At 68.4% G+C, this 26069-nt stretch carries 26 protein-coding genes; 2 read left to right on the top strand and 24 right to left on the bottom strand.

All coding sequences use genetic code 11. The features are described 5' to 3' along the window. Positions 1–246 precede the first annotated feature (246 nt). From VGC13_RS27875 to VGC13_RS27795, 17 genes are all read right to left on the bottom strand, one after another. Positions 247–459, bottom strand: a complete 213-nt coding sequence (locus VGC13_RS27875) for a hypothetical protein (protein ID WP_331128602.1) — start codon at positions 457–459, stop codon at positions 247–249. A gap of 1886 nt (positions 460–2345) precedes the next feature. Further along, positions 2346–2918, bottom strand: coding sequence for a hypothetical protein (locus VGC13_RS27870; RefSeq protein WP_331128601.1), 573 nt, complete (start codon positions 2916–2918; stop codon positions 2346–2348). A gap of 804 nt (positions 2919–3722) precedes the next feature. Continuing rightward, positions 3723–4082 carry an MmcQ/YjbR family DNA-binding protein gene (locus tag VGC13_RS27865; RefSeq protein ID WP_331128600.1) on the bottom strand — a complete coding sequence of 120 codons (360 nt, stop codon included), beginning with the start codon at positions 4080–4082 and terminating at the stop codon, positions 3723–3725. Between the two features lie 40 nt (positions 4083–4122). Next, a complete protein-coding gene (locus VGC13_RS27860) occupies positions 4123–4632 on the bottom strand; it encodes a DinB family protein (protein WP_331128599.1) in 510 nt (169 codons plus the stop codon). 8 nt (positions 4633–4640) lie between these two features. After that, positions 4641–4916, bottom strand: coding sequence for a hypothetical protein (locus VGC13_RS27855; RefSeq protein ID WP_331128598.1), 276 nt, complete (start codon positions 4914–4916; stop codon positions 4641–4643). A 32-nt stretch (positions 4917–4948) separates the two neighbouring features. Further along, the gene (locus tag VGC13_RS27850) at positions 4949–5119 is read right to left on the bottom strand and encodes a hypothetical protein (protein WP_331128597.1); all 171 of its coding nucleotides are present in this window, start codon (positions 5117–5119) and stop codon (positions 4949–4951) included. A 117-nt stretch (positions 5120–5236) separates the two neighbouring features. Continuing rightward, positions 5237–5812, bottom strand: a complete 576-nt coding sequence (locus VGC13_RS27845; protein ID WP_331128596.1) for a YdeI/OmpD-associated family protein — start codon at positions 5810–5812, stop codon at positions 5237–5239. Positions 5813–6276: 464 nt separating this feature from the next. Continuing rightward, complete coding sequence (locus VGC13_RS27840; protein WP_331128595.1) at positions 6277–6672, bottom strand: VOC family protein; 396 nt, start codon at positions 6670–6672, stop codon at positions 6277–6279. A gap of 13 nt (positions 6673–6685) precedes the next feature. Further along, the gene (locus VGC13_RS27835; protein WP_331128594.1) at positions 6686–7303 is read right to left on the bottom strand and encodes a GNAT family protein; all 618 of its coding nucleotides are present in this window, start codon (positions 7301–7303) and stop codon (positions 6686–6688) included. A gap of 399 nt (positions 7304–7702) precedes the next feature. Then, positions 7703–8146, bottom strand: a complete 444-nt coding sequence (locus VGC13_RS27830; protein WP_331128593.1) for a GNAT family N-acetyltransferase — start codon at positions 8144–8146, stop codon at positions 7703–7705. 22 nt (positions 8147–8168) lie between these two features. Continuing rightward, on the bottom strand, positions 8169–8822 hold the full coding sequence (locus VGC13_RS27825; RefSeq protein ID WP_331128592.1) for an NAD(P)H-binding protein: 654 nt from the start codon (positions 8820–8822) through the stop codon (positions 8169–8171). A 99-nt stretch (positions 8823–8921) separates the two neighbouring features. Further along, positions 8922–9617 carry a hypothetical protein gene (locus VGC13_RS27820; protein ID WP_331128591.1) on the bottom strand — a complete coding sequence of 232 codons (696 nt, stop codon included), beginning with the start codon at positions 9615–9617 and terminating at the stop codon, positions 8922–8924. A gap of 234 nt (positions 9618–9851) precedes the next feature. Beyond that, complete coding sequence (locus tag VGC13_RS27815) at positions 9852–10211, bottom strand: hypothetical protein (protein WP_331128590.1); 360 nt, start codon at positions 10209–10211, stop codon at positions 9852–9854. Then, complete coding sequence (locus tag VGC13_RS27810) at positions 10208–11065, bottom strand: succinate dehydrogenase/fumarate reductase iron-sulfur subunit (protein ID WP_331128589.1); 858 nt, start codon at positions 11063–11065, stop codon at positions 10208–10210. Before VGC13_RS27810 ends, VGC13_RS27815 begins: the two co-directional genes overlap by 4 nt. Then, on the bottom strand, positions 11062–12876 hold the full coding sequence (locus VGC13_RS27805; RefSeq protein WP_331128588.1) for a fumarate reductase/succinate dehydrogenase flavoprotein subunit: 1815 nt from the start codon (positions 12874–12876) through the stop codon (positions 11062–11064). The genes VGC13_RS27810 and VGC13_RS27805 overlap by 4 nt, the downstream gene beginning before the upstream one ends. Continuing rightward, a complete protein-coding gene (locus VGC13_RS27800; RefSeq protein WP_331128587.1) occupies positions 12877–13668 on the bottom strand; it encodes a hypothetical protein in 792 nt (263 codons plus the stop codon). Positions 13669–13814: 146 nt separating this feature from the next. Next, entirely contained in the window at positions 13815–14663 is an 849-nt protein-coding gene (locus VGC13_RS27795) for a hypothetical protein (RefSeq protein ID WP_331128586.1), read from the bottom strand. A 244-nt stretch (positions 14664–14907) separates the two neighbouring features. Here VGC13_RS27795 and VGC13_RS27790 point away from each other — a divergent pair, with 244 nt between their 5' ends. Continuing rightward, entirely contained in the window at positions 14908–15381 is a 474-nt protein-coding gene (locus tag VGC13_RS27790) for a hypothetical protein (RefSeq protein WP_331128585.1), read from the top strand. Positions 15382–15479: 98 nt separating this feature from the next. Here VGC13_RS27790 and VGC13_RS27785 read toward each other — a convergent pair whose 3' ends face one another. The 4 genes from VGC13_RS27785 to VGC13_RS27770 form a co-directional block, all read right to left on the bottom strand. Next, on the bottom strand, positions 15480–17255 hold the full coding sequence (locus VGC13_RS27785) for a GMC family oxidoreductase (protein WP_331128584.1): 1776 nt from the start codon (positions 17253–17255) through the stop codon (positions 15480–15482). A 2-nt stretch (positions 17256–17257) separates the two neighbouring features. Beyond that, the gene (locus VGC13_RS27780) at positions 17258–17740 is read right to left on the bottom strand and encodes a hypothetical protein (RefSeq protein ID WP_331128583.1); all 483 of its coding nucleotides are present in this window, start codon (positions 17738–17740) and stop codon (positions 17258–17260) included. Positions 17741–17742: 2 nt separating this feature from the next. Next, complete coding sequence (locus tag VGC13_RS27775; protein WP_331128582.1) at positions 17743–19119, bottom strand: hypothetical protein; 1377 nt, start codon at positions 19117–19119, stop codon at positions 17743–17745. A gap of 776 nt (positions 19120–19895) precedes the next feature. Further along, positions 19896–21014: a N(4)-(beta-N-acetylglucosaminyl)-L-asparaginase gene (locus VGC13_RS27770; protein ID WP_331128581.1), complete on the bottom strand. Its 1119-nt coding sequence runs from the start codon at positions 21012–21014 to the stop codon at positions 19896–19898. Positions 21015–21216: 202 nt separating this feature from the next. Between VGC13_RS27770 and VGC13_RS27765 the strand changes: the two genes are divergently transcribed. Further along, positions 21217–22146 carry an OmpA family protein gene (locus VGC13_RS27765; protein ID WP_331128580.1) on the top strand — a complete coding sequence of 310 codons (930 nt, stop codon included), beginning with the start codon at positions 21217–21219 and terminating at the stop codon, positions 22144–22146. 913 nt (positions 22147–23059) lie between these two features. Here the strand turns inward: VGC13_RS27765 and VGC13_RS27760 are convergent. The 3 genes from VGC13_RS27760 to VGC13_RS27750 all read right to left on the bottom strand — a co-directional run bounded on the left by VGC13_RS27760 (position 23060) and on the right by VGC13_RS27750 (position 25575). Continuing rightward, a complete protein-coding gene (locus tag VGC13_RS27760; RefSeq protein ID WP_331128579.1) occupies positions 23060–24067 on the bottom strand; it encodes a DUF4394 domain-containing protein in 1008 nt (335 codons plus the stop codon). Between the two features lie 474 nt (positions 24068–24541). Continuing rightward, positions 24542–24760 (bottom strand): hypothetical protein, encoded by a 219-nt coding sequence (locus VGC13_RS27755; protein ID WP_331128578.1) that lies wholly within the window; start codon positions 24758–24760, stop codon positions 24542–24544. A gap of 170 nt (positions 24761–24930) precedes the next feature. Beyond that, on the bottom strand, positions 24931–25575 hold the full coding sequence (locus tag VGC13_RS27750; RefSeq protein WP_331128577.1) for a hypothetical protein: 645 nt from the start codon (positions 25573–25575) through the stop codon (positions 24931–24933). Positions 25576–26069: the final 494 nt, after the last annotated feature.

Genomic DNA, 26069 nt, shown 5'->3' with positions numbered 1-26069 from the left:
CCGGGGGAGGGGCCGGCGGGTGGATGATCAAGCTAGACCCCCGCACCGCCAGTGTAAACGGTGGAGACGCGACGTGGCCTTCACCCGCTCAGGCTCGCACCCTCTCCCGCACGCGGGAGAGATAGACGTCGTGACAGCCCGCGGCCCCGAACACGGTGGATCCTGGCACGCCGGCGGCGAACAGCGCCCTCCGCGGCGCAATCGACCGGAGCGCGGGCAGGCTCCTGGCCGCGGAGTGCGCTCCGGTCAGCGGTGGTAGCAGATACACCCCTGGTTGCTGTAGCAATACCCGCCCACGAAGCCCTTGGCCAGGCAGCCGGCGGTGCAGACCGTATCGTTGCAGAAGGCGCCGGTAGACACCGGATCGGGGCTGGCGAACGCCTGCGCGCCCCCAAACCCCATGCAGCCCAGCACGCCGGCCGCAAAAAGCGCCTTCCGCAGGATGGACGAGTTCGACATGAATGACTCCTGGCGTAGCGGTGTGGAAGCAAGGTGCGGACAACCCGCGCGGTTCCCGCCGCAAATCACCCGCCACTGCCCCGCGCATCCGGATCCGCCCGACGTGCCGCGATCACAGGGCCATCAGATGCTGTTGCCAGACCCTCCACCCGCAATTGACTTCCTGAGTCCAGCGCCGGTCCGCGCACCTCGCGGTATGGAACAGAGACTGTCATTCCGAGGCCCGGCCACGCTGTCACTGGACGAATGCCGCACAGTTGCAGGGCCGAGGAATCTACTGTCGGCCCGCGCGAGACCAGACGCGGCAGCCCGCCCCATCACCGCGGCGGCGAATTCGATCGCGCGATCGGTTGTGTGGATTCCGGTTACCCCTGGTGCGCTCCCTCATGAAGTCAAATGCTCACGTATCCGGCACCGCTCCGCGCACCCTGCGGGAGCGCAAAGGCTCTGTCATTCCGAGGCCCGGCCACGCCGCCGCCCGATGAATGCGACACAGGTTGCAGGGACGAGGAATCTACTGTCGGCCCGCGCGAGGGCAGACGCGGCAGCCCGCGCCATCACCGCGGCCGCGAAACCGCCAGACAGGGCCGGTGTGGGGCGTCGCGACAGGTCACGAGGACACCGAAAGTAGATTCCTCGGTCGCGCGCAATCGATTGTGTAGCTTCCGGTTACCCGTGGTGCGCTCCCTCAGGAAGTCAAAGGCTCGCTTATCCGGCACCGCTCCGCGCACCCTGCGGGAGTGCAAAGGTTCTGTCATTCCGAGGCCCGGCCACGCCGCCGCCCGACGAATGCGACACAGGTTGCAGGGCCGAGGAATCTACCGTCGGCCCGCGCGAGGGCGGACGCGGCAGCCCGCGCCATCGCCGCGGCGGCGAAACCGCCAGACAGGGCCGGTGTGGGGCGTTGCGACAGGTCACGAGCAAACGGAAAGCAGGTTCCTCGGTCGCGCGCCAGCACCAGAGGAAACGGAGAGACTGGGGGTGTGCGCTCCCTCGGAATGACAGATTGGGGACGTGCGGCAAGCAAGCGTTGCGATTCAAGGAGGGCGCTAGCACGATACACTCTGGCGCCGGCCGAAGGATTTCGCCGAGCAAAACCGTGGGGCCGGCTTCACATCCTGAAGCCGGCCCCGCTGTATGGCAACCGAGGTCCTTCGGTCGCGCGCAATCGGTTGTGTAGCTTCTGGTTACCCGTGGTGCGCTCCCTCAGGAAGTCAAAGGCTCGCGTATCCGGCACCGCTCCGCGCACCCTGCGGGAGTGCAAAGGATCTGTCATTCCGAGGCCCGGCCACGCCGCCACCTGACGAATGCGACACACGTTGCAGGGCCGAGGAATCTACTGTCGGCCCGCGCGAGGGCAGACGCGGCAGCCCGCGCCATCGCCGCGGCGGCGAAACCGTCAGACAGGGCCGGTGTGGGGCCTCGCGACAGGTCCCGAGGACACCGAAAGTAGATTCCTCGGTCGCGCGCCAGCACCAGAGGAAACGGAGAGACTGGGGGTGTGCGCTCCCTGGGAATGACAGATTGGGGGCGTGCGGCCAGCGGGCTTTGCGATTCAAGGAGGACGCACACACCCCGCTCGCACGATACACGCTGGCGCCGGCCGAAGGATTTCGCCGAGCAAAACCGTGGGGCCGGCTTCACATCCTGAAGCCGGCCCCGCTGTATGGCAACCGAGGTCCTTCGGTCGCGCGCAACTGGTTGCGTAGCTTCCGGTTACCCTTGGTGCGCTCCCTCAGGAAGTCAGCGCTTCCGTGATCCGCCTGATCCGCCTGATCCGCCTGATCCGCCTGATTCGGGACCCCACACCCGCACGAGGCAAGGAATCCACCGCCCTTCTCCCCCCTCTCCCGGCGCAGTTTGGGGGGAGGGCGATGCGCGTCCGGTCAGACGGCGGCGGGCTCGTTGCGCCAGCGCACCTGGTAGCGGCAGACGGCGCCGCCGCGAGCGCGGCATTCGTCTTCCTCCACCGCCACGTTCTGCACGCCGCACAGCTCCAGCGCGCGCTTGTACCAGCCGATCACGCTCAGGCAGTCGGGCGTGCTGAAGGTTTCGGCCTCGTACGTGGTCAGCACGCCGGAGCTTTCGCCCGTCTGCTCGTAGGTGCGCCGGCCGGTCTCGTAGTAGAAGCCGTAGATCTGGGGCGCTTTGCCCAGGAACACGTGCGGGCGCCCGGGCGTCAGGAACTGCTTGTGGACGCCGCCCAGGTTCGCGTCGGCCGACGCCGCGCCCAGCCGCTCGAACACCTCGGTGCGCCCTTCGCCCAGCACGTCCACGATGGCGCGGTCCAGCCGCTCGCCCACGCCGAACGGGTACCACTTCACCGTCAGCACGGTGCGCAGCGCGTTCCGGTCTTCTTCCGGCAGCGACGCCAGCACGCGGTCCAGCCCTTCCCGCCCCCAGTGCTGCTCGACGAACGCCAGGCGGGTCTTGAGGATTGCTCCCTTGATCTGTTGCATTGGCGGTAGTGGATGAGGGGGTGTGGCGGGATGCGGAGATCGTCCGCTGATCTCGTGTCGTAAATTGCGCACTCCCCTGCCCCGAGCGCAACGGATTTCGATCTCCAGCGCCGTGGATGAAGCAGGGATTGTCATTCCGAGGCCGCCCACACTGCCGCTGGACGATTGCCCACACGTTGCAGGGACGAGGAATCTACCGTCGGCCTGCTCGAAGCCGGACGCGGCAGCCCGCGCCATACGTGCGGCGGCGAAACCGCCGGACAGGGCCAGTCCGGGGCATCGCGACGAGCCACCAGGAGACGGAAAGTAGATTCCTCGGTCGCGCGCGCGCGTTTCGTTGCACGACAAGCTGCCGGGCGTGCGCTCCCTCAGGAAGTCAGCGCTTCGTTGTGAGTTTGAGGGTTCGGCAACACCTCTCTCAGAGTGTGTGTAAGAATCCCCTACGCTCGCGCCCGTATGTCATTTCGAAGGAGGCGCCAGACCGCACCATCGGCTCGCACGAAATCCTGCGCGCCGACTGAGAAATCTACTGTCTGCTGCTGGTGCCCCGCCGCACCGCTCCGGCACTGGCCCTGTCCGCCCGTGTCATAGCCGCGAAGCAGGCACGGGCTACCGCGTCAGCCCTCCAGCAATCCGACAGTAGATTCCTCGGCCCTGCAACCTCTGGTGTGAAGGAGGGCTACGGCGTGGCCGGGCCTCGGAATGACAGCGCTGGTAGATCTGCCTGGATGTGCAGCGTCGGATTCTTAAACACTCTCAGGAAATCGCGCCGCCATCGGCCTGGAAAACCGGGATCCCGCATCCTTATTCGGTGACCAGCGCCTGCAGCTTCCTGGGGGCGATCAGGCAGTAGGACTGCACCACCTGTGAGCGCAGCTCCGCCTCGTCCACGGCATCCAGGTAGATGCCGATCCACCCCTTTACGCCCACGTACGGCGGCACGAAGTACTTCTGGGGCTCGGAGCGCACCATCAGCTCCTGGATGCCGATCGGCGCCGCGCACCACAACGAGTCGCGCCCCGCGCCGTGGTGGTTGCCGCCGCTGGCGTACATCCCGAACATCTTCTTTCGCACGCGGAACGTGGGCTCGCCCCACGCCGCCTGCTCCGTCGCCTCCGGCAGCGAAAGGCACACCCGCCGGGCCGTGTCGAGCGCGTCGCTCATCATCCCCCCGCCATTGATGGATCACGCCGCCCGCTGGCACTCATTCGCCGAGCTCGTCCTGGGCCACGGCCACCCAGCGCGGCGCGGAGTCCGTGGCCTGCCGCAGGATCAGGTTCAGCTGCGCGGTGTGGTGCTGCACGTGGCGCAGGTTGTCCAGCAGCAGGTCCGCGCGGTTCAGCTGCAGCCAGGGAAAGCCGGCCGGGAGTGCGCCCTCCTCGGCCGTAAACGCCTGGATGGTCGCGCGGCACTTGGCGCGTCCGTGGCGCAGGTACGCGCGCAGCTCGTCGCGCGTGTAGACGCGCGGCGGCAGGACGCCGGCCGGGTCGATCTCGTCCATGTTGAACGGCTCGGGCGGGACGAAGCCCTCAAGGGTGCCGGAAGAGTACAGATCCAGGAAAAACAGGGTGTGGTACGCCACGTACCAGAACTCCGGCTGTCGCGACCGATCGCCCCACAGCGTGTCCGGGCATGCGGCGATCGCGTTGTCCAGCATGTCGATCGCCGCGCCGAAATGCCGCCAGAGAACCGGCTTCCAATCCATTTCCATCATCCGTCCGCTCACAGGTTCAGGCCCTGCTCCCAGATCATGAGCCCCTCGGCGAACACGTGCAGGTCCGTGAACGTCGCCGGGGACCGCAGGTAGCGCTGCCGCATCTCCTCCGGCGTGCGGCCGTCCGCCTCGTAGTACCAGCCGCCGCGCGCCAGGGCGATGCGGTTGTACGTTTCCACGAAGCGGTCGTAGTCCCACGGCTCCTGCTTCACGTCGCGGACGGGGCCCCCGGCATCCGCGGTGGTGGAGGTGAGCACGGTTTCTTCGGCGTCGTCGCTCTGCATGGCGAAGCGGATGAGGGGGGAAGCGTGGATGCTCAGAGGTTGATGTTCTGGTCCCAGACGTAGAGCCCATCCGCGAACGTTTCCACGTCCGGAAACGCCCAGGGAAATGCATGATAGCGAGCCCTGAGCACCTCTTCCGTGTTGCCGCGCGGCTCATGGAACCATCCGCTCCGCTCTTTCGCGATGCGGTTGTAGATCTCCACGAACCGCGCGTAGTCCCATGGCTCCTGCGCTGTGGGGGCCGGGCTTCCGGTCCCGCGGCGTCATCCGTCGGCATCGTGAACCAGGCGCGGTGAGGAGGTGGATGGATGCGGCCCGCTTCAGGGCCGGCGCAGGAGCGCGATCCTGAGCCCCGCGGCGGAGTCGTCGATCAGCGTCTGCAGGCGCTTGGCGCGCGTGTCTTCGCGCTTGGCGCTCATCACCCAGTGCACCGCCGTCTTGCGGTACCCCGGCGGCTGCGACTGCCAGAAGCTCCACGCTGCGGGGACGGCCTGGAAGCGCGCCTCCGCGTCCGCATCCAGCTGCGCCGCCTCCTTCTGCTCGAACGAGTAGATGGCGGACTTCGCGGGATCGCGCACCTCGTACGCCCGCAGCCCGGCCGGCTGCATGCGCCCGTCGCGGATCAGCTCATCCGCCAGGCGCATGTTCACCGCGCTCCAGATGCTGCCCTTTTTCCGCGGTGTAAAGCGGATGGTGTAGCTCTCGTCGTCGATGGTCCTGCGCACCCCGTCGATCCACCCGAAGCACAGCGCCTCCACCACCGACTCGGGCCAGGTGATGCTGGGCCGCCCCGAGCCCTTCTTGTAGAACCCCACCAGCAGCTCGCGCTCGCTCTGGTGATGCTGCTCCAGCCACTGGCGGAACTCGGCGGGCGTGGCGAAGAAGGTCGGCTGCATTACGGTGGATGCGGGACGTGAAGCCGTGCGGCGGTCTCGGTGCGGATCGAGATTACGGATGCGGCGGCGGATGCGCCAGACAGGCGGATGGTCGGATGATGGGTACCGCGGGATCAGGGGCTCGTCGGCGGGGATCGAACTGCGTCCGAAGGGGGGGCCCCTCCCCCCTCCCCCCTCGTTCCTCGTTCCTCGCGGAGAGGGGAGAATTCGATCGCGCGGCGAACGACATCGAACTGCGCCCGCAAGCGCCCCCACCGGCTCGCTTAGGCTCGCCACCTCCCCCAAAACTGCTGGGGGAGGTTGGTGTTGCTGAGAGGCTGGGGGCTCGACGACATCCATCGAACTGCGCCCGACGGGGGCCCCTCCCCCGGCCCCTCCCCGCTCGTTCCTCGCGGAGAGGGGAGAATTCGATCCCGCTCCGGCAGGTTCGGCTCACGGTTCCGTCGACGGATCCGGCTCCGGGCTCAATCGCCTTTCGGCTGCAGCAGGTCCCAGCGGTTGCCGTACAGGTCCAGGAACACGGCGACGGTGCCGTACGCCTCGTCGCGTGGCTCTTCGACGAAGCGGACGCCGTGGGCGCGCATCCGGGCATGGTCGCGCGCGAAGTCGCCGGTGTGCAGAAAGAGGAAGACGCGCCCGCCGGCCTGGTTTCCCACGGCGGCCTCCTGCTCCGGCGTCGCGGCGCGGGCCAGCAGCAGCGCCGTTTCCGCCGCGCCGGGCGGGCGGACGAGCACCCATCGCTTGCCGCCGCCCAGGTCCGTGTCCTCGATGAGATCGAAGCCCAGCGCCTGCGTGAAGAACGCGAGCGCCTCGTCGTAGTCGCGCACCAGCAGCGCCACGTGCGCCAGCCGCTGCGTCATTCGCCTCCCCTGCTCACAGCAGCGTCCGCCCCGCCGCGTCGAACGCCTGCAGCGGCGCGGCGGCGCAGGGCGAATCCGCATACTCGCCGCGGAGCAGCGACCAGACCATCGTGTCGCGCATGGTGCCGTCCACGCCGCGGATGCGGGCGCGCAGCGTGGCGTCCAGCGTGTAGCCCAGCTTGCGCGGCACGGATGCGCTCCGCTCGTTCAGCGGATCGCAGCGAATCTCCATCCGCTCCAGGTTGTGGATCTCGAAGCCCACACGGGTGAGCGCCCCCGCCGCTTCCGTCGCGTATCCGCTGCCGATGTGCCGCGTGCTGATCCAGTAGCCGATCTCCAGCGCGCCCTCGCCGATCCGCGGGTGCATCCCCGTGCCGCCCACCACCTCGCGCTCGTCCGGGGTAAAGATGGCGTAGACGTAGTCCCGGTCGATGTCGAACGCGGCGCGAAAGCCGCGCAGCCGCTGGACCTTTGCCTCCAGCTCCTCGGGCTCGGCGTGCGCCCAAGGCATCCACGGACGCAGGTGGTCCAGGCTGGCGGTGACGGCCTCCGCCAGCAGCGGCGCGTCGGCGGGCTGCCAGCAGCGAAGGACCAGGCGGGGCGTCTGGATGCGGTACGCGGGACCGGGCACGGTGATTCGGGTGGGAGGGATGGTCAGGACGGCGGACCCCCGCGATCGACTTTCTGAGGCTGAGAGGGTGTTGCCAAACCTCCCAGCGTGACTGACTTCCTGAGGGAGGCGCCGCCCCGCAACTCGCTCGTACACTGCAGCTTGACGCCGACCGAAGGATCTCGCCAGCAGAACGACGGGGCTGGTGCCGTGCCCTGATCTGGCCCTTGCGCCACCAAGACGAGGTCCTTCGGTCGCGCGCAATCTGTAGTGTGACTTCTGGTTGGACGTGATGCGCTCCCTCAGGAAGTCACCGCTTCGTTATGGATTTGGGCTTTAGCAACACCCTCTGAGAGTGACACCATCCGCCGCACAACGGATCAGTGCTCTTTTCCGGGATTCATCAGCATCGAACTCAGATTACGCGCCCGGAGCCGCGCCGGCCGGGCGCCGCATCACCAGCACGGAGAGGCCGCGGGCGCGATACGTGGCCAGCCGCGCCTGCAGAAAGGCCGGCGCGTCGTCGTCCGCGACCACGGCGAACCCTTCCGCGCCGTAGAACTTCGTCAGGTGCGTGTAGGGGATGCAGGTGCACGCGCCGTCCAGGTCCTCGACGAACGCCCGCAGCAGCCGCGCGCCAATGCCGCGCCCCCGCCGCTCCGGCGCCACCTGCATCCCGCGCAGCATGGTGACGCCCTCCTCCACCGTGCGCCGCACGATGCCGACCAGCGCGCCGTCCTCCTCCGCCACGAACACCACGTCGGAGGGGAGCACGCCGCCGCCGTAGCCCCACGCCGCGTACGTCTCCGCCACGCGCGCGTGCTCCTCCGGCCGCGCGACGCGGATAACGATCTCGCTGGTCATGGAATCACCTTACACTCGCCGCTCACCGGCGCGACTCGTCCGCGATGCGGCGGATCTCGGCGTTCTCGATGATGCGCCCGCGCTCGCCGTCGCGCGTGGCCTGGATCATCGCGCGGCCGATGTCCTCGCCCGCCACGTACAGCCCGCGAAAGCCGCGCAGCAGGCGAAAGGCGGGGCGTAGCGCCTGGTAGAGCCGCGGCGAGTTCGCCGAGTCTTCCCCGTCGATGAACGCCGGCCGCCAGCAGACCGCGCCGGCGAGGTCGATCAGGTCGCGCTCCGTCTCCGCTTTCACGCGCGACCACATCATCCGGCTGTCCAGCCGCGTCCCCTGTCCGCTGACGAAGTGGAACGCCGCGCCCGGGCTCTGCCGCCGCAGCGTTTGCGCGGCGGCCAGCGCGTAGTCGTGGGTGATGGTGCGGTACTCCGCCTCTCCCGACACCTGCCGCACCGAGATCCCCAGGCACCACAGGCACGCGTCCACCCCCGCGAACGCCGCTTCCACCGCGCCGTAGTCCAGATAGTCGCGGTGGATGAGCACGCGCAGCTTCTCGTGCGCCAACTCCAGCGGTCGCCGCACGATCGCACGCACCTCCCGAACGTGCGGAGATGCAAGAGCGGCGCGCAGCACGCTTCCGCCCGCCGCCCCGGTCGCGCCGAAGAGGAGAATCTTGATCATCCGGAGTTAGCGGAAATCATTCGAGAAGCCAAGAGAACGGTTGGCAGCGGCGCTGTCATGACGTTTACGGTCCCCGCGGCGATACAAATAATGGTAACGCTACTTCTCGAACAAATAGACGAATACCTGAACCTTTCGCTCCTGTGGTTGATCCGCAGTAGCGAATGTATGGCCTTTGATGACGCGAACGTCAGACTCATACCCACCGCACATCGATAGCGTCCGGGCTATAATCTCGCGTTTGACAAACTCTGCTCGCAGGTCCGGAAGGGTCGTGTTATCATAGACTCGATCCTGGATCTCGATGGTCGATTCTGCCATGCGATATTCAGACGCGACATCATTCCCGGGATCAGCAGGCGGAAGCACAGCGATATGCTCGTAGAGATACTTTGAGCGCAACGTATCAGTCCACCGGCTTCGCTCTCCATCTGCATATCCACGAACGGCAATCAGTGCTCTGCTGTTACGAATGCGCGAATACCTTGTCGACATAATCCAAAGATCAACGAACGTCTCCAGCGATGTGCCAATTGTCGGACCCACCTTCGCCCCGAACTCCAGGTTCAAGTCCTTGACAATCTCTGCTACGGGGAGCCTTGAATCGAGGATGCTGTCGAGTCTCGAGCAGATAGCAGGCGTGTGGATCTTCTCCGGGTCATTCCCAATTTCGATCCAATATTCCCTGAGTCTGAAGAGATATGGTTCCCCTACCATCGTGAGGACGTAGTTCGCCGCGTAAGTAGTGTCACTCAGCTTTGGTGCGTTACCAACACTGATTCGAAAGGTCTTCATTTCTTGGGCGAGAACATTCGCAACTCTTTCCCCGTCCCGCTGGATTTGAGTCGCGTGATCAAAGCAACCAGCGCCCGTGACCACGCATACAACAAGCAGCAATAAACGGTATCTCATGATATCCCAGCAGTAGAGTCTTTAGTTCGGTGCACGAACTCCGCACATAGGCGCAGATCGGCCCTGTGCGTCGATCCACACCTATTCTTCGACGCACGAGCCTCTTCCAACCTTCGCCTACTCGTCCGCGTCCAACCCCGTCCAGCCCTGGATGTAGCGCAGGACGGTGTGGTTCTGGATGGAGCTGAACCAGCGGTCGTGGATCTCCTTGCCCTCGGGCGTATTGGTGAGCCACTCGCGGAACTGGTTGGGGCCCTGGATGTCCGTCCAGTACGCCTCGTTGGCGTACTTGGGGCGGTCGTGCACGGCCTGCGGGCGGCTGTACGTGCCCACGAAGCCGTCCATCAGCACCCACGTCTTTCGGTCCACGCAGCCAAACTGCCGCGCGGCGGTCCCCAGCTTGGCGTCGAGCCACTCCAGGAACGCGGGCTCGCTGACGCCCTTCTTTACGTCGAACAGGTGCACCACGCGGATCATCGCTTCCTCCCCATGACGAGTTGAACCAGCTTGCGCAGCGGATCGTAGTGCCTGTCCACCACCCGCTCCTTCAGGGGGATGATGGCGTTGTCGGTGATGGTGATGTGCTCGGGGCACACCTTGGTGCAGCACTTGGTGATGTTGCAGTAGCCGATGCCGTGGGCGTCCTTCAGGTCGTCGATGCGGTCCTCCACGTCCAGCGGGTGCATCTCGAGCGCGGCCGCCTGCACCAGGAAGCGCGGGCCGATGAACTCGTTGTGCTTGTGGTGGTCGCGCAGCACGTGGCACACGTCCTGGCACAGAAAGCACTCGATGCACTTGCGGAACTCCTGCACCCGGTCCACGTCGCGCTGGTCCATGCGCCAGGTGCCGTCGGGCGCGTCGGGCGCCCGCGGCTTGAAGGGCTTCAGCCGCTTCTTGACCTCGAAGTTCCACGACACGTCCGTCACCAGGTCGCGCAGCCGCGGAAACGCCCGCATGGGCTCCACCGTCACCGGCTTGTCCAGGTCCAGGTCGTTCAAGCGCGTCATGCACATCAGCTTGGGCATCCCGTTCACCTCGGCCGAGCACGAGCCGCACTTGCCCGCCTTGCAGTTCCACCGCACGGCCAGGTCGTTGGCCTGCTCCGCCTGGATCTGGTGGATGGCGTCGAGCACCACCATCCCCTCGCTGACCTCCGTGGTGTAGTCCTTCAGCGCGCCGCCGCTGGAATCGCCCCGCCAGACCCGGAAGGTGGCGCGGCGGGCGACGGACGATGCGCTGCGGTCGCTCTTGGCCGCCGCCGCCGCGCCTGCGCGCACCGAGGCCAGCCCGTCCGCCGTGGCCCGCCCCGCCGCGCTCTCGGTGGTGCTCATCGGTTCTCCTCCACGATCTGCTGCAGCTCGGGCGGCAGCGGTGGAATGGGCTCGCGCGTCATCTGCATCTCGCCGTCCGGGCCCTTGCGCAGCACCAGGTTGAAGCTGCCGTACGCCTCGTCCTTCTGGGGATGGTCGTCGCGAAAGTGGCCGCCGCGGCTCTCCTTTCGCTCCAGCGCGCTGCGGGTGACCGCCTCGCTCACCGTCAGCAGGTTGGCCAGGTCCAGCGCCGTGTGCCAGCCGGGGTTGTACTCCCGGTTGCCGCCCACCCCCACCGCCGCCGCGCGCGCCCTGAGCCCCCGCAGCCCCTCCAGCGCACGCAGCATCTCGTCCTCGCGCCGGACGATGCCCACCAGGTCCTGCATCATGTCCTGCAGGTCGTACTGCACCTGGTAGGGCCCTTCCCCGCCCGTCCCGCGGTCGAAGGGCGCCAGCGCCGCGCGCGCCGCCGCGTCCACCGCCGCCTCGTCGATGCTGCTGGGCCCGTTCTCGCGGGCAAAGCGCGCCGCGTGCTCCCCCGCGCGCTTGCCGAAGACGAGCAGGTCCGACAGCGAGTTGCCGCCCAGCCGGTTGGCACCGTGCAGCCCCGCCGCGCACTCGCCGGCCGCGAACAGGCCCGGGACGGTGGACATCTGCGTGTCGCCGTCCACGCGAATGCCGCCCATCACGTAGTGCGTCGTCGGCCCCACCTCCATGGGCTCGGTGGTGATGTCGATGTCGGCCAGCTGCTTGAACTGGTGGTACATGCTCGGCAGCTTTTTGCGGATGTGCTCCGCGGCGCCGGGGAGCTTTTCCTTGATCCAGGCGATGTCCAGGTACACGCCGCCGTGCGGCGAGCCGCGCCCCTCGCGCACCTCGCGGACGATGCAGCGCGCCACGTGGTCGCGCGTCAGCAGCTCCGGCGGGCGGCGGGCGGCCTTGTCGCCCTGCGTGTACCGCCATCCCTCTTCGGGGCTGTCCGCCGTCTGCCCCTTGTAGTTGTCGGGGATGTCGTCGAACATGAAGCGGCGCCCCTCGCTGTTCACCAGCACGCCGCCCTCGCCGCGCACCCCCTCCGTCACCAGGATGCCGCGCACGCTGGGCGGCCACACCATCCCGGTGGGATGGAACTGCACGAACTCCATGTCCATCAGCGCCGCGCCGGCCTCGTACGCCAGCGCGTGGCCGTCGCCCGTGTACTCCCACGAGTTGCTGGTGATCTTGTACGCCCGGCCGATCCCGCCCGTGGCCAGGACGACGGCCTTCGCGCGAAAGAGCCGAAAGCGGCCTCGCTCGCGCTCGTACGCCAGCGCGCCGCACACCCGGCCGCCGTCCTTGAGCAGGGTAAGGACGGTGACCTCCATGTGCACGTCGATCCCCTGGTGAATCCCGTGGTCCTGCAGGGTGCGGATCATCTCCAGCCCCGTGCGGTCGCCCACGTGCGCCAGGCGGGGATAGCGGTGCCCCCCGAAGTTGCGCTGCAGGATGCGCCCGTCCGCCGTGCGGTCGAACAGCGCGCCCCACGCCTCCAGCTCGCGGATGCGGTCCGGCGCCTCGCGGGCGTGCAGCTCCGCCATCCGCCAGTTGTTCAGGTACTGCCCGCCGCGCAGCGTGTCGGCAAAGTGCACCTTCCAGCTGTCGCGGTCGTCCACGTTGCCCATGGCGGCCGCCGCGCCGCCCTCGGCCATCACCGTGTGCGCCTTGCCCAGCAGCGACTTGCAGACGAGTCCCACCCGCACCCCGTCCGCCGCCGCGCCGATGGCCGCGCGCAACCCCGCCCCGCCCGCGCCGATCACCAGCACGTCGTGCTCTACCACATCCCAGGCGCCCATCTAGAAGATCCTCCAGTCCGTCCAGATGCCCATGGCGCACATCCGCACGTAAAGGTCGCTGAAGGCCACGCTGACGAGCGATGCCCAAGCCCACTTCATGTGGTTGCGGTTCAGCTTGCTGCACCCCTCGTAGCACTTGGACTGCACGGGATGCTTCGAGAGCTGGTCCTTGCGCCCGCCCACCAGGTGGCGCAGCGAGTGGCAGCCCAGCGTGTAGCCGCTCAGCAGGACCACGTTGGCCGTCAGCACCAGCGTCCCCACGCCGATGCCGAAGCCGTCCTCGAACTGCGTGGCCTTGATGGCGTCCCAGGCCAGGAGCAGGATGAAGATCAGCGCGACGTACAGGAAGAAGCGGTGGGCGTTCTGCAGCACCAGGGGAAGCCAGCGCTCGCCCCAGTAGCTCTTGCGCGGCTCGCCCACGGCGCAGCTCACGGGGTCCGCCCAGAACGCCTTGTAGTAGGCGCCGCGGTAGTAGTAGCAGGTAAAGCGAAAGAGCCCGGGAAAGGGCAGGATGAGCAGCGCGGGCGAGAACGGCAGCAGCGCCGGCCACCATCCCGGCTTGGGCCCGAACCACGCGTGCGGCGAGTCGCCGAACAATTCCGGCGAGTAGAACGGCGACAGGTACGGGCCAAAGGTGTAGTGCGCGTTCTGGAACGCGGCCCAGGTGGCGTAGCCGACGAAGCTGGCGAGGATGGTGAAGGTGACCGCCGGCTGCACCCACCAGGCGTCGGTGCGGGCGGTCTGGCCAAAGCGGCGCGGGGGCGCCAGGACGGGCAGGCTCCTCGTCGTCAAATCCCACGCTCCTGTGAAGCTGGGCGACAGGTGCCACGGCGGGGGCCACGCGGGGATGGGATCGGGCGCGGGCCGGTGCCGTGGAGAGAAAGGATTCCGCTAAGATGCGCCGTGCATCACGTCAGGACAAGAATTTTGAATTTTGGCTACCCGTCGCCGCAGGGCCGCGGGCGAAACCCCTGGTACCGCTGGAACTCGCCCGGGCGCACCGGCACCATCAGCATCTCTGGCTTTGCGGTGTCTCCCGCGGCCGCGTAGACCGCCACCCGCCCCAGCGTGCCGATCCGCACCAGTTCACCGGGCCCGAACCCGCGCGGCAGCCCGTACGTGACGTACCGCCAGCCATCCAGGGTGATCACCTCGTTCGCCACGTACCAGTCCGCATCGGCGGCGTAGGCGGCGCCCGCGGGCACCAGGGCCGTGTCGCGGCCCACCATCCCGCGGCGCGGCGCCGGGACGCCCAGGAGCCGCGGCCCCTCGGGAAAATAGACGTCTTCCTCTCCGAAGGCGGAGACGATCCACTCCCCGTCTTCCCGCCGCCATTCCACGAACACGGGCGAGCGCGCGGAGACGTCCGGCGGAACGAAGCGGTTGCCCCGCACGCGCCGCCAGCCGGACCGGTTCATCAGCGCCTGCATCCGCAAGTATCCTTCGAACGGGCCGTACTCTCCCTTCGGCTCGTCGAACGACATGCACGCCGGTCCCTCCGGGCCGATCACGCGCAGCGTCTCCGGTCCCGGAAAGCGCCAGACCTCGGTTCGCTCGCCGCCGCCCAGGCGGGATTGCGCCGTGCGGACCCACGTCCAGTCACCGCGCCGCGGAAAGAACGTGGCGATCTGCGCGCGCGTCCCCTCCTGCATCACGCCGAGAAACGCCTGCATTCGCGCGGCGAGCATGGTCTCGGGCGCGCCCGTCTGCGCCGCCAGCGGGACCGCGAAGGCCAGCAGCAACGCAAAGGTGATGATGCGGGTGCGCTGCATGGCGGGATGATGCATGGAAGCACCGCGATGGTGGAAATCCGTACCCACGAACGGCGGAAGGCGGACGGCTCACGATAGCGCACCCGCCGCGCCGCGCGCCAGAGCCGGCGGAGCGCGGGTGTGGAAGCACCGGACGCGCCGGATCCGTGGGCGTCATGCCGGCCGCTTGCAGCTTTCGCGGACGACGCACAGATTCGAGCACATCCGTCCCGCTCCGCATGTTTCCACGCCGCCTGCCGCACCCACCGCTACGCCGAACATGACCGGACAACCGCGCAACTGGAAAAGGCTGATCAAGACGGTCGCCTACTACTTTCTCATCTTTCTGGCGTTTCTGTACCTGAACACCTACCGCAACGCCACCGAGAACAAGGGGGCGATCATGTCCCTGTTCGTCCTCTCCCTGGTGGGCGCCTACTTTCTGGGCCGCTCGCTGAACCGCGAAAAGCAGGCGGTGGAGAGCGCGGAGGACGACCGGGAGCGGCTGGCGGGCCTGAAGCACGACACCATCCAGCTGGCGATGGAGCACGGCGGCGTGCTGACGGTGACGGACGTGGCGGCGGACCTGGAAGTGTCGCTGGAAGAGGCGGAGCGCACTCTGACCGCGCTGGACGACGGCGTCCGCGTCACCTCGACGGTCACGGAGGACGGCGTGATCGTCTACGAGTTCAAGGAAGTCATCCACCGCCAGAAGCGCCTGAACGCCGCCCCGCCCGAGCCACGCCGGGGCTGAGCCGCACCCGCCAGACGATCACTCATCCGCAAGAACAGCCGCGCGCCGGGAGCTTCCCGGCGCGCGGTTTCGTGTCTGTGGAGAGCGCCGAAGCGGCGCTACGCCAGGTCCTGCAGCATGGCGGGCGCGGCCATCAGGGTCAGCGCCGCGATGGTGAGGGTGGGGTTGGCCGTGCCCACCGTGGGAAAGACCCCGCTGCCCAGCAGGTACAGGTTGGGGTGGTCGTGCGACTTGAGCGTGGGCCCCACCACGGAGGTCGCGGGGTCGCTGCCCATGCGGTACGTGCCCATCACGTGGCCCGCGCCGTTCAGCTGGTAGCTCTGGCCATCGTACTCAAAGACGAACGGCGCTTCGAAGGGTGCCGAGGGGACCACCGTGAAGTCCCGCGCCCCCACCTGCGCGAACACCGCCTGCGCCGCCTGCCGCGCGGCCGCGAAGCCCTTCATGGTGTAGTCGTCCAGGCTGTAGGAGATCTGCGGGCGCGGGTTGCCCAGGTTGTCCCGCACGGACGAGAGCGTCACCCGGTTGGTGGTCAGCGGCTGCTGCTCCACCAGGCTGCCGAACCGGATCTGCCGGGTGACCAGGGAGTTTACCTGCTGCACCAGCTGGGTGCCGAACACCGGCGGCACCGGGGCGCCAGTCGTGGGGCTGAGCCCCGAGACGGCGGCGTTCACCGTGGTCCAGGGATCGCCCGCCGCCCAGTTCCATCCCTCGTTGCCCATCTCCATGCGGAACGGCGCGCGCTGCCTGCGGAAGTCGCCGTCGCGCAGGCTCTCGATCCCCGAGGTGGAGAGCGGGCCGCGGAAGGGGTACACGGGATCGTTCATCAGCGCCCAGCTCAGCTGCACCGGGTGGTCCATCAGGTTTCGCCCCACCATCCCGCTGCGGTTGGCCACGCCGGCGGGAAGCGCGCTGGTGGCGGAGTTCAGCAGGATCTTGGGCGTCTCGATGGCGTGTGCCGCCATCACCACCAGGGTGCCGCTCACCGTCCCGCTCGCCGTCGCCGGCCCGTCGGGCACCTGGTACTGCTTGTAGCTCACCCCGGTGACGCGGCCCGAGACGGGATCGACCGTCAGCGTGTCCACCACCGTCTGGTACCACACGGTGGCGCCCAGCTGCTGCGCCTTGTTGAGGTGCACGCTGGCGTCGTACTTGGCCTGGATGGGGCAGATGGGGATGCAGTTGGTGTTGCCGGCGCACGCCCGGCGCCCGTCGTACGGCTGGGAGTTGCGGGCCTGCGGCGTGGGGCTCACGGTGACGGGGCTGCCCTCGAAGGTCATGGTGCCGATGGCGGCCTTGAGCCGCTGGTCGGCGTAGCTCTGCGCAATCCCGGGCATGGGGTACGCCTGGCTGAACCGCAGCCCCAGGTAGCTTTGCGCCGGCACGTCGCCCGCCACGCCGATCTCCGACTCGGCCTGGCAGTACCACGGCTCCAGCTGGTCGTAGGTGAGGGGCCAGTCCACCCCCGCGCCGTAGGCGGTCTGCGTCCGGAAGTCGTTGGGCAGCAGGCGCAGCGCGGTGCCCAGCCAGTGCCAGGTGGTGCCCCCGCCCACCCGCTCGTAGGTGCTGGCGAAGGGAAGCGGGCCCGTCTGCACCAGGTACGACCCCGGGGTGGGCTGCGCCGGGTTGGTGGTCAGCGTGCCGGGGTCGTCGCTGCGCGGGCGGGGGGCGTCGGGGATGTCGGGGTACGGCGACTCGGGCACCTTGCTCATGGCCAGGTAGAAGCGCTGCATGTACTCGCCGCGGTTGGGCGGCACGGCCGGGCCGGCGTCCAGCACCAGCACGCGCTTGCCGGCCGCCGCCAGCTTGTACGCGGTCAGCGCGCCGGCGATGCCGGCGCCCACGATGACCGCGTCCCAGGGGGGTGTGCTCACGGTCACGCTCCCGTCAGGGTGGGAAGAGGCAGGATGGGCAGGGTCGACCAGTAGCCGTAGTGCAGCTCGCTGTAGCCCATGGGGTGCGCCTGGATGGCGTCCCACGCCAGGCCGCCGGTGTACGCGTTCATCGACACCACCTGGTCCTTTGGCGAGCCCCCCGGCGTGGGCGGCTCCTCGGCGTACCAGGTGCCCAGGTACCACAGGCGGATGACGCGGCGGGCCAGCGGCCCCAGCGCGGGGTCGGCCATGATCTGCTGCTGCACCAGCGGCGCCTGCAGCGACGGATCGGACTGCTGCTGGCTGATGGCGGCGTACCGGTCCAGCAGCTGCTGCACCAGGGGCTGGCCCACCTGCCGGGTGATGAAGTCCAGGAACTGCGCCGGCAGCCCGATCGGGTCCACCGCGGGCGCCACCCGCGACAGCGGAAACCCGGTGAGCACGGAGGACAGCGCGCCGAACAGGGTGAGGTTGGAAGCGGCCATGGTCAGTTCCCTCCCTGGCGGCCGGCGGCCACCACCGACTGCGCGCGCTCCAGCAGAAAGCTGAAGTCGCTGAACACGGCGTTGGTCGTGGTGGCGTTGTTGTGGCAGCCGATGCAGGTGGACGAGACGTTGGGCACCCGTCCCTGGACGTAGGTCTCCAGGGTGGTGTTGGCCAGGAACTGCGGGGCCGGGTTCCCCATGGGGTTGGGCCCGCTGAGCGAGGCGGGGGGGTTGGCGGTGGGCCACTGCGTGCTCACCAGCTCGTAGTACTGCCAGACCGAGCTGTCGTTCACGGCGCGCAGCCGCCCCTGCCACTCCGCGTTCAGCGCCATCGTCGCCGAGTCGATGGGGATCACGCGGGTAATCTGCGACGGCGTGCCCTTTACGTCGGGGTTCCAGGGCGGCGGCAGCGGCTGGTTCACCGGGCAGGTGGTGCACGCCGGGTTGTTGAAGCTGGCGCGCAGCCCGCTTCCCGGCGGCACCCGCACGTTGTCCACCTGCTCGAACGTGCTCCACAGCCACTGCGGCGCCGACTGCGTCTTGTGCGCGACGTGGAACCCCACCAGCCCCACCGTCCGCAGCACGCACGACTCCCTCACCACCGGGTCCGTGCCGGGCGCCGTGTACACCAGCACCTGCGACTTGTGAAAGCGGCCGGGCGGGTCGCCGGGGCTCAGCACCTTCCAGGCGGACTTGATGACGATGGCCCCGGTGACGCCGGTGTCGAGGTCGCCCGAGGGAAAGCGCACCGAGTCCACGCGGGTCTGTGCGTACGCGTTGTACAGCGAGTCCCGCACGATGAACTCGAAGGCGTCGCGGTTGATGTGGATGGCGTAGCGGACGTAGTTGCTGTCCTGGTCAATGAGGGGCCCGGTCTGAAACGGCTCCTGCATCACGTCCAGCACGTCCTGCGGCGCCTTGGTGAGCATGCGGAACACCGGCGTTCCCGCCGCCGCCACCCCCTGGCACGCCGCCGGGTAGCTGCGCGGCGAGCCCCACGGGTACGGCGTTACGCCGGAGGGAAGAAAGACCTCGTAGCTTTCCTTGTACGTCTCCCACACGGTGGCGTTGTCGCCGGCGGCTCCGATGGTCTGCGTGCCGTCGGCCTGGCCGCCGGCGCCCACGGGCCAGTTCAGCGCCACGAACGTCTTCCACGAGTACACGTCGAAGTCGTGCTGCAGCGCGTCGAGCGTGCTGGGGTTGTCGGGAAAGCTGGCGTCCGGGGGAACGACGGGGCTCAGCAGCGAATCGCGGGGCGCGGTGGATGGGGTGTCGCGCGGCGGGCCTGCCTGGGCGGTTTCGCCCCGGCCGTCGCCGCACCCCGCCAGCGCCAGCGCGCACAGAAGCGCGCCGTGCAGTGCCTGCCGGGTTGGATGCATGGAAGGAATCCTTCTGAAGATGGAAGGGATGGGGAGGACGTGAAGATGGGCGCTGCTGGTGCTGCGGCCGGCGGCTGTGTCGGAGGGAGGTGGTGGAAGGAGAGGCGGGCGAGCCCGGGCGGCAGGCGGAGCGATTCGCCCTGTGTACGCGGCGTCGCAAACGGCTCGTTCCAGGTTAGTGCGCGCTCCGCCGCAACACAAGGATTCTGTTGCCAGATGGCGTGGCAGCTCACGCGATCCCATCCATGGCCCCCGGGGCTCGTTCGCGGACGGCATGGCGCGCCGGTCGACGAGGCACGAGCCGGCGGGGACCCACGGGAACGGGAGAGAGGTGGAATGCGGCAGGGAGCCATGAGAATTTTTGGGGGGGCATGCCGATCGCCCGATGCTCTCCACCGTGAGCGGAAGCAAGCCGTCCGCACCACCTGATGCGCGATCTTGCGAACCATGCACCCCCTCCACGATCCGGGGTGCACTGCTCGACACCGTGTAACGCCGAAACCGGGAAAACAACACCTTCATGCGTACAGAGGAACAGAGTCAGACAGAGGAACTAGGATCACATCCTGGCTCGCTTTCTCTGTCTGACTCTGTATCCTCTGTACGATTATTCTTTTTCAGGATCTGGTCTGAATGAGACAGCCTGTGGGGAATGCACAATCGGGCTGAGAATCGGGTATCAGAGGAACCAGAGGAAGCAGTAGAAGCAGAGAAACCACTCCGCTCCTCCGCTTCCTCTGCGTGAACCATTCTTGTGTGGATTCGGAGATCCGCTGTCAGTCCTCGGCGCGGCCCTGCAGCAGCGGCTCCATCTCGACGTCGCGCGGGCCGCCTTCGTCGCAGACGGCGTAGGTGCCGCCGGGGTACATGGTGACGCCGGCGTGCTCGCCGCGGGCGTTCAGCACGTAGAACTGGATGCCGAAGCTGGGGGTGCCGCGGCTGTTCAGCAGCCGGCGCTCCACCGTGTTCTGCACGATGCGCCGCAGCCCCTCCATCCCCGCGTCCTTCGGAGACATCCCCCGCCGCAGGTTCTCGACGATCAGGTACGAGGTCAGGTTGTACAGGTTGGCCTCACCGCGCCCCGTCGATCCGGCCGCGCCCACCGCGTTGTCCACGTACAGCCCCGCGCCCAGGATCGGCGAGTCGCCCACGCGGCCGGGGATCTTCCACGCCAGCCCGCTGGTCGTCGTGGCGCCGCAGACGTCGCCGCGGGCGTTGACCGCGTTGCAGTTGATGGTGCCGTAGTAGTGCAGCGGATCGATCAATCCCTCGCGCACCATCTGCAGACCCGCCTCGTGCCCGGCCTGCGCGCGGCGCTCGGGGTCCAGGAAGCGCGCGGGGTCCGTGCGGCGCTTCCACTCCAGCCACAGGCGGCGGGAGAGCGGCGTGTTCAGGTCGTCCTCGACCGTGAAGCCCATCTGCCGCGCGAACCGCTGCGCATCCTGCCCCACCAGCAGGTGGTGGTCGGTGTTCTCCATCACCGCCCTGGCGACCAGCGAGGGCGTGCGGATGCCCTCCAGCGCGGCCACGGCGCCGGCGCGCTTGCGGGGCCCGTGCATCACCGACGCGTCCAGCGTGACCACGCCCTCGGCGTTGGGCAGCCCGCCGAATCCCACGCTGGCGTCCCCGGGGTCCAGCTCGTTCAGGTTGATGCCGGCGATGATGGCGTCCAGCACGTCGGCGCCGGCCGTCATGCGGGTGAACGCCGTCTCTACCGCGGCCATGGGGCCGCCGTTTCGGTACTGGTTGCCGTTCCCCGACGCGATGACCACCGGCCGCGCGGCGCCGCGCAGGATGACGGCGGGGGCGCCGGCCAGCGGCGCGGGGAGCGCGGCGGCCACCCCGGCCGCGGCGCCGGTGCGTACGAAGTCACGGCGGGTGATGGGGTTGCTCATCGATCGGCACGCGGGTGAGGGGAACGCGGCAGGACGGGACCGGTCCCCAGCCTACACGCCCGTCCGCATCGCGGCAAGCGGCGCGGAGGGCGCGGCAAACAAAAGGCTTGTTCCCGGACGGCGGTTGAATCATTTTGCCCGCCGCCTCGTATATCCCGCCCGTTTGTCCGTTTCACCGTCCACTCACAACCGGAAAGGCCGCATGCATCACAGACACATTGCCCTGGCCGCCGCCGCGCTGGCGCTGGCCGCCGCACAGCCCGCCACCGCGCAGGGCGGCGGGTTCGGCACCGCGGGCGAGGTGCCGTTCGCGCTGCAGGGCCGCGTGTACTTCATTCCCGAAGAAACCGAGCAGCTGCCGGACTTTTCGCGGCTGCGGCCGCAGGGCACCATCAGCACCACGGTGCTCAACATCCAGCCGCAGAGCTTTACGGTGGGCTTTCCCGGGGTGACGGACCGCTTCGAGTGGTTCGCCATCGACTACAACGGCCGCATCATGCTGCCGCAGGCGGGGACGTACACCTTTCGCCTGACGTCGGACGACGGGAGCAAGCTGTTCATCGACGGGGAGCTGGTGGTGGACAACGACGGTGTCCACGGGCCGGGATCCATCGACGGCGAGGCGACGCTGGCGGCGGGGCTGCACGACGTGCGCGTGCAGTACTTTCAGGGCCCGCGTGAGGAGGTGGCGCTGATGCTGGAGTGGGGGCCCGACGCCGAGAACCTGCGTCCGCTGGACTTTGCCGCGCTGGCGCCGGGAATGTACCGCCGCGAGGGCAACCGCCTGCGCGCCGACATGGCGGGCGCCGCGCTGTTCGCCACCAACAGCGCCGACCTGCAGCCGCAGGCGCTGGTGCTGCTGGCCGAGATCAAGCGGACGATGATCGATGCGCATCCCGGCGCGCGCATCAGCGTGGACGGCCACACCGACGACGTGGGCTCCGACACCGACAACCAGGCGCTCTCGGAGCGCCGCGCGCGGTCCGTCGTCAGCTGGCTGACGCAGCACGGCGTGGACGCGTCGCGCATCACGGCCACCGGCCACGGCGAGGCACAGCCCAAGGTGCCCAACAACTCCGACCGCAACCGCGCCCAGAACCGGCGCATCGAGATCACCGTCACCCTGCCCTGAGAGGGGTGCTGGAGGACCTCCGGAGTCGCAGGAGATTGACTTCCTGAGGGAGCGCACCACGTGTAACCAGCACCCGCACAACCGGTTGCGCGCGACCGAATGACCTCCTCTCCGACCGCGGAGGAGCAGGCTGGCCGGCAGAGGTCCAGCCCCGCGGTTCTGCCGGCAAGGTCCTTCGGTCGGCGCCAGAGTCCATCGTGTGAGCAGGAAACCGGGCGGCGCCTCCCTGGATAGAACGGGACTGTCATTCCGAGGCTCGGCCACACTGCCGCTGGACGATTGCGCCACAGGCTGCAGGGCCGAGGAATCTACCGTCGGTTCGTGCGAGGCCGGACGCGGCAGCCCGCGCAATTCGTGCGGCGGCGAAACCGCCAGACAGGGCCGGTCCGGGGCGTCACGACGGACCACGAGGAGACGGAAAGTAGATTCCTCGGTCGCGCGCCGGATGCGGCGATGCGGACGGGTTCGCGCGGCGCTCCCTCGGAATGACAGATCGGGTGTGCGCGGTGACTTCCTGAGAGGGTGTTGCTAAACCCCAGACCTCACAAAGAAGCGATGACTTCCTGAGGGAGCGCACCACGTGTAACCAGCACCCGCACAACCGGTTGCGCGCGACCGAAGGACCTCCTCTCCGACCGCGGAGGGGCAGGCTTGGCGGCAGAGGTCCAGCCCCGTGGTTCTGCCGGCGAGGTCCTTCGGTCGGCACCAGAGTCCATCGTAGGAGCAGGTACCGGGCGGCGCCTCCCTCAGGAAGTCAATTGCGGGCAGGGTTGGCGAGACCCTCCGGGTTACCGCCAGGAGCAGACCGGCCTCACACGAAGCTGACGTGTGAGGCCGGTCTTGTTCGGGATCCGGCACACGCCGGCCGTGAGCGCCCGCCGCCCGGCACCGATGCCGGGCGGCCGCGTTGCGCTTACGGGCGGGGGCTGCGGCTGGGTGCCGGCGGCGCGCCCGGCGCCACCGTGATGCTGCGCAGCGGCGAGCCGTGGCCCACCTGCCCCACCGCCGTCACCTGCCCGTTGCGCAGGTTCACCGTGTACAGCCGCGAGGGGCCCGTCGCCGCGCCCGCCGGGGTCAGCGTGGCGTAGGCGAAGTCCGTGTCGCCCGCGATGTCGAAGCCCACGTCGTCGCTGGTGTCGAAGCCCAGGCTGCCGACGGTGGTGATCTGGCCGTCGTTGGGGGCGTTCAGCCGCCCCAGCACGTCACGCCCCGCGTCGATGACGAAGAGCTCCGTGGAGGTGGGCGCCGGCCGCACGCTCAGCGTGTACGCCGTGCCGGCGATGCGCGGGTCCTGCCCCGCGTTCACGTCGCCCGCCGCGTACGCCAGCGGCGCGTCCACGATGGTCACCAGCGGGTCCGCCGTCTGGTTTACGCGCAGGTTCTGCTCGCTGCTGGTGTGAATGCGCAGCCGGTCGGGGACGGGGTTGAATCCCACGCCGAAGGTGGTGCCGGTGATGGCCGGGGTGATGGTGCCGCCGCCCACCGGCGTGGCCAGCCCGGTGCCCGTGTCCAGCGTGTACAGCCGGCTGGTGCTGCTGACGGCGTACAGCCGGTCGTCCGAGGGGCGAAAGTCGATGCCCACCAGCGTTTCGCCCGCGGCCAGGCCGTTGACGTTCACCAGCCCCACCCGCGTTCCCGGCGTCAGCGCGCCAAAGGTGATCAGCGTGTTGTTCGTGTCGATGGCGTAGATGGTCCGGCCCGAGAAGTTGTTTCCCGGCGCGCCCGGAGTTCCCGGCGTGCCCGGCGCTCCCGGCTGGCCCGGGGCTCCGGGCGTTCCCGGCGTGCCGCCCGGCCCGGCGGGGCCGATGGGTCCCGCGGGCCCGGAGGGGCCGGTGGGCCCGCGTTCTCCCTCGCACGCGGCCAGCGTCACCACGGCCGCAAACAGCGCCGTCCACGTCGTTCCTCGCCTGCCCTGCATCATGCGCCCCTCCTCCAGGTCCCGCTTGGATGATTGTCCGGCCGGCGGGCACGCGTGAGCCGCGCCCGTCCCCGGTGCCATGAACCGGATACGTGGCCGGTTTCCGGGGCGGATTCATCGGCAAACTTTGATCCATAATTGCACATACCTTGTGCATTCGAGCCCGTGCGCGCGCCCTCCATCGGCGGGCACGGCCACGTATCTACCAATACGACAAGGAGATGGGCGGATTCGCAACGAACATGAAGAAAAGAGGGGCGCGTCCCCGGTCCTGTACCAGATGCACCTCAGCCTGTGCGCCGGCCGAAGCCGGATGGGCGCATCGTCGCGTCGGCCACGCCGGGTCCGGCGCGAGGGGCCACCCGTTTCCGAAGGAGATTCTTCGGCCGGCGCACAGGGCTGCTGCGCGTTCCGACGGCCCGGGGTGGCGCCTTCCTCAGAATGACAGTGATCGTCCTTGCGGATTCGGGATCAGCATCACACCTGCGGCGCGAACAGGCGCACCTGAGAGCAGCCGGGGCAGCGCCAGGCGTAGACGGTCAGCTTGCGGCGGCCCTTGATCTTCATGCTCCCCCAGAAGCTCTTTTCCGGCGGACCCTCGACCCAGCTGACCGCCTCCTGGGTGGCGTTGTTGTTGTCCAGCAGAAAGCCGCCTTCCATGGGGCGCTGGCACTCGGTGCAGAATGGCTGGGCCATCGGGGGATTTGCGTACGGGTGAACGGGAGGCGCTGTCCCCCGCAACGTTGCTCGCGCACCCGCCGCGCGCCAGCCTCGGAGCACCGCACGCGGGACGTGCGCATCCCCCGAAAGCACGGCCGCGCGCCGGAAAGGCTCCCGGCGCGCGGCGTTGGGGTGGATGATGCGGATCAGAAGCTGATCCCGAAGCCGATCCCCGTATAGCTGCCGGTGGTGAGCGCCGCGCGCAGCGTGCCGCCCATGGGCAGGTCCACGTCCACGCCCCAATCCACCACCGCCCGCGCGTGCAGACCCTGCATGCCGCCCCCGCCGGCGTACGGCCGGAACGGCTCGGAGTGGTACTCCAGCACCACGCGCGGCGTCATGTACGGCCGCACGCGCCCGCCGTCGTAGCCAATGCTGATGCCCAGCGGCGCGCTGACGACGGTGGACGCGTTGACGCCCACCCCCAGCCCCGTGACCAGCGAGGCGCGCACCGGGCCGCCCGCGTCCGGCGAAAGCGGGACGGAGTAGTCCATTCCCGCCATGTACGCCACCGCCCGCGGCCGTCCCAGGCGTACGTCGTCGGTGTGCATGGCGCCCACGCCCACGCCGTCCATGATGCCGGCCCGCAGGCGCAGGTCCGGCACCCGCGCGAACGGCCGCGCCGCCGCGGCAATGCCAAAGCCGGCTCCGTTCGCGTCGAAGGTAAGGATCTCGAACTTCGGCTGCTGCAGCGGCGAGCTGAACAGTGGTCCGCCCCACTGCTGCGCGTGGGCCGGCGCCGCGGCCAGTGCGGCGACGAGCGCCGCGGTTGCCAGACGAGACAGTTGCATGGGCATGGCTCCGTGAAAAGGTGTTTGCCGAACGGGACCCGTCAGCTACACGCCCCGGCTTTGCGCGGTTCCATGACAATCATGACACACATTGCGCATCGACATGACACAGTGGGACGTTTCGAAACAGAGATGCTGGATGAGCCGGTTCCCCTGCATCCCTGCCGGTTTCTGGCGTCTCGTCGCACGGATCTTTTCCGGAGAGTCAATCCTACTCGTTCATGTAAATGCGATGGATTCTTTTCGACACGGCGAACTTCATCCGCAGAGACGGAAAACCATCACGCGGAGGACGTGGAGGATTGGAGAGAGAACGCGAATGATACCGAATCCGGGAAAACAACACCTTCATTTCATCCTGCCTTATTCACCCCAAACGCAATCCATGAGTCATAGATAGAAAAAACCCATGTCGCATCTTCTTGGGTTGCAGTAAGATGGGTGGTGTCGAAGCAACCATCCGTCCACAAGCCCGTGAATCTACGACATGGGTG

The sequence above is a fragment of the Longimicrobium sp. genome, from assembly GCF_036399255.1.
Taxonomy (GTDB): domain Bacteria; phylum Gemmatimonadota; class Gemmatimonadetes; order Longimicrobiales; family Longimicrobiaceae; genus Longimicrobium.
Note: the sequence above shows the minus strand (reverse complement) of the source record. Positions and strands in the feature narration are given on the sequence as shown.